This window comes from Streptomyces sp. NPDC058964, from assembly GCF_042741275.1.
Lineage (GTDB): Bacteria > Actinomycetota > Actinomycetes > Streptomycetales > Streptomycetaceae > Streptomyces.
Genome location: NZ_JBHYKH010000734.1, coordinates 1 through 3371 on the forward strand (window position 1 = coordinate 1; position 3371 = coordinate 3371).

The 3371-nt window shown below is 75.9% G+C and carries 2 protein-coding genes and 1 pseudogene; 1 reads left to right on the forward strand and 2 read right to left on the reverse strand.

Features of this window, described 5'->3' with window-relative positions:
- Nucleotides 1-249 (forward strand): SSI family serine proteinase inhibitor (locus ACFW2E_RS43875; protein WP_384476883.1); only part of this gene is annotated, 249 nt, incomplete at its 5' end.
- Between the two features lie 67 nt (nt 250-316).
- Here the strand turns inward: ACFW2E_RS43875 and ACFW2E_RS43880 are convergent.
- Together ACFW2E_RS43880 and ACFW2E_RS43885 are read right to left on the reverse strand one after the other, a co-directional pair.
- Nucleotides 317-1567, reverse strand: coding sequence for a M14 family zinc carboxypeptidase (locus ACFW2E_RS43880; RefSeq protein ID WP_384476886.1), 1251 nt, complete (start codon nt 1565-1567; stop codon nt 317-319).
- A 404-nt stretch (nt 1568-1971) separates the two neighbouring features.
- Nucleotides 1972-3371 (reverse strand): annotated as a pseudogene (locus ACFW2E_RS43885) (malto-oligosyltrehalose synthase); the annotation flags it as partial.

Genomic DNA, 3371 nt, shown 5'->3' on the forward strand with positions numbered 1-3371 from the left:
CTGCTGCTGTGCGACCCGCCCCGGGGGCACTCCCACGCGGCCGAGGCCTGTGCCGAACTGGACGCGGCGGACGGCGACATCGGCAGCGTCCCCGCCAAGGAGGACGTCGTCTGCCCGATGGTCTACGCCCCCGTCACCGCCCGCGCGCGGGGGGAGTGGCAGGGACGGTCCGTCCTGTACGAGGAGACGTTCTCGAACGCCTGCACGATGGTAGCGCGCACGGGGGAGCTGTTCGCGCTGGACGGCTGAGCACAGCGGCACGCGTGCGCGGTACCGGACGGTGTCTCCCGCGCGCGTGCCGTGTTCCTCCCGTGCCTCAGGCCGCCCGCTCGCGCGCGTACTGCGCGGCCGTGAGGACCGTGCGCGACTGGTGCTCCACCTGGTCCGCCAGCGGCACCCAGCGGGCGCGGAAGCGCTCCGCGAAGGCGTCGCACCAGGAGACGACGAGCTGTTCGAGCCCCGGAGCGGCGCGGTCGTCTGCCTCCTGGAGGACCCGCAGCAGCATCGCCGCCGCCCGCAGCGGCAGCCTCCGCCCGAAGGCGTCCACGCTGCCCACGTACGCCATCGTGGTGTCGACGGGCGGCGTGTGGATCCAGTCGTCGGCCAGGCCCGGGATCAGCCCCAGCCCCCATCTGGCGGCCCGCAGCAGCGGCCCCTCGGCGCCGTCCAGCCGCGGCAGCACCTCGGCCAGCACCAGCTCCACCTCCCGCGCGTCCCGCCGCAGCCGGAGGGCCAGCCTGCGCATCGCGGCCTGCGGTGCCGGGTGCGGGGCGAGGTCGTCCACCAGGTCGCTGGCCCACATCGGTACCTCCACCACCGCCGTCAGGCCACCGTACCGGTGGGTGTGGTACCAGGTGCTGTGCCGCGCGTCGTCCGGCATGCTCGGGTAGGGCACGCCCGACTCCGGTCCGGGCATCACATGCACGCCGGGCCCCGAGGCGGGCCAGCCCGCCGCGTCCGAGGCGCCCGTCTCCACCGGGATGTTCAGCTCCGCGGCCGACTTGGCGAACGGCTCGGCGAGCCCCGGCACGTCCCTGGTCAACTGCACCCAGCTGCCGCCCAGATCGGTCCCGTGCAGCGTCACCTGGAGGTACGGCCGCAGCTCGTCGATGACTCCGGTCAGGGCCCTGGTCTCGGGCGGCAGCCGGTCGGGCGGGAGCACCGACGGCGACCACTCCGGCTGCTCCGGACCGGCCGGCCGGTAGAAGCCGCGGTGGTAGTCGAGCAGGCTGCGCGGCGCCGGGGTCACGTGCAGGCTCGCCCCGTCCGGGTCCGCGCACAGCAGGAAGTGCCAGGAGGTGTCGGCCCGTAATGCGGGTTCGCGCAGAACCCGTTCGGCGAGCACGAGGAGCGTGCGGCCCCCCGTCGGCTCGTTGGCGTGGGCCCCCGCCACCACCAGCACGGCTCGTCCGGAATGCCCCACGGACAGCAGGTGCAGGGGTCTGCCCGCGCGCGACACGCCCACCTGACGCAGAGTGCACAGACCCGGCCGTTGAGCGGCCAACGCCCGGGCAACCGCGTTCAGTTCGGGAACACTGGGGTAACGCAGCTCCGGCAGGAGACTCACCCCCGACTCGTCCGCCCGTCTTCGCCGCTTCCAGTGCCGCACGGCGTAGGTGAACTGTCAAGGACATCGTGGGGGAGGCTCCAGGGGGCGCCCAGGTGCATTCGCCCGTGACGCGAGGCCCCGGCAGCTTCCGCGGGGGGCGCGGTCCGTTCCGGGTGTGTCCGTGCCGCCTGTGCGGGCGTGTGAAGGCTGCGGTGGTCCGGTCGGTGTGGTGGCCGGCCGAGCGGAACCGCGTCCCGCGCCCGAGGCGGCCTCGGCGCGGCCGTGGCCGACCTCGTGGGCGTGCCCCGTCCGCCTGCGCCCGCGTGCCGCCCTCCGGCGTGGCCGAGGCCTTCGTGGAGCTTCTGCGGGGCGCGGTCCACGTTCATGCCGGCGCGCTGGTCCGCTTCCGGTGCCGTCGCCCCTCAGGCCGTGGCCGTCACCCGCTCCAGCAGCGCCACCGGCATGCGTGCGAAGAGCTCCGCCACGCGTGCGTGGTCCGTGAACTCCCGATCGGGGAACAGCACGTCGGCCCAGCGTCCCGGTGGCAGCGGCAGGCGCGTGTCCCGCCAGCCACCCGCCTCCGTCAGCCGCAGCGACAGCCGCGTCACGGCCGTCACCACCTCCCCGGAGCGCGTGAACGCCAGGCAGTGCGCCGCCGCCGGGCCCTCCGCGGCCAGCGCCGCGTACGTCGCCGTGTCGCCGAAGGACTCCGGCCGCCGCGCACGCAGCCGCAGCGCCGCCGCCGTCACCGCGGCCTTCTCCCGCGACGTCCCGGACGTGCCGGCCGCATCCTGCGGCGGGAACCCCACCGGGCGCCGGTTGTCGGGGTCCACCAGCGCCCGGTACTCGCCCTCCGTGCCCTGGTAGAGGTCCGGCACGCCGGGCATCGTCAGATGGACCAGGGCCGTGCCCAGCACGTTCGCCCGGATGTGGGTCTCCAGGGAACCGCGGAGAGCGGCCACGTGCTCGCCCGGCGCTCCGCACGGTCCCTGCGCGACGAACGCCGCCACCGCCTCCTCGTACGGCGGCTCCTGCTCCGTCCAGCTCGTGTACAGGCCCGCCTCGCGCACATGCTTCAGCAGTGACTCCCGGACGCGCTCCCCACCCGCCGGGCCAAGCCCGAACACCGTCTGCCAGGCCGCCCAGGCCAGCTGCGCGTCCGGCACGCCCCCGCCGTCGCGGGTGACCTCGGCGAGCACGTCCGCCCAGCGCTCCGGGCACTCGGTCAGCACGGCCAGGGCCGCCCGCACATCGGCGCTGCGCTTGGTGTCGTGCGTCGACACGACCGTCCCGGTCACCGGCCAGTCGCGCTGCACGCGCGTGCAGTACGCGTGGAAGTCCTCCGGAGACACCCCCGGCCGGCCCGGGTCACCACCCACCTCGGTCGCCGACAGCAGCGGCACATAGCGGTAGAAGGCCGTGTCCTCCACGGACTTGGCGCGCAGAGCCGACGAGGTCTGGGCGAACCGCGCGCGGAACTCCGCGAGGTCGGGGCCGTCACCGGGCCCGACCAGCAGGCCGCGCACCACGTCGACCGCCCGGCCCTCCTCGGGCACGGCAAAGGCGAGCCGCGCCTCCTCGGCGGCCTCCTCGGTGACCACGGAGGCCGCGTCACCGGACGCGTACGGCCGGTACACCCGCAGCCGGACGAGCAGCTCCTGCAGCGCGGTGCGCAGCGCCCAGGGGGCGCAGTCGCGCAGCGCCGGGTCCGGGGGGGGGCGGGGGCCGCCGCGGCGCCCCCCGCGCCCCCCGGCGGGCCGGCGGGGGCGCGGCGGGGGGGTGACCACGTGTGAAGCGCCCCCCCGCGCGGGCGGCCACGCCC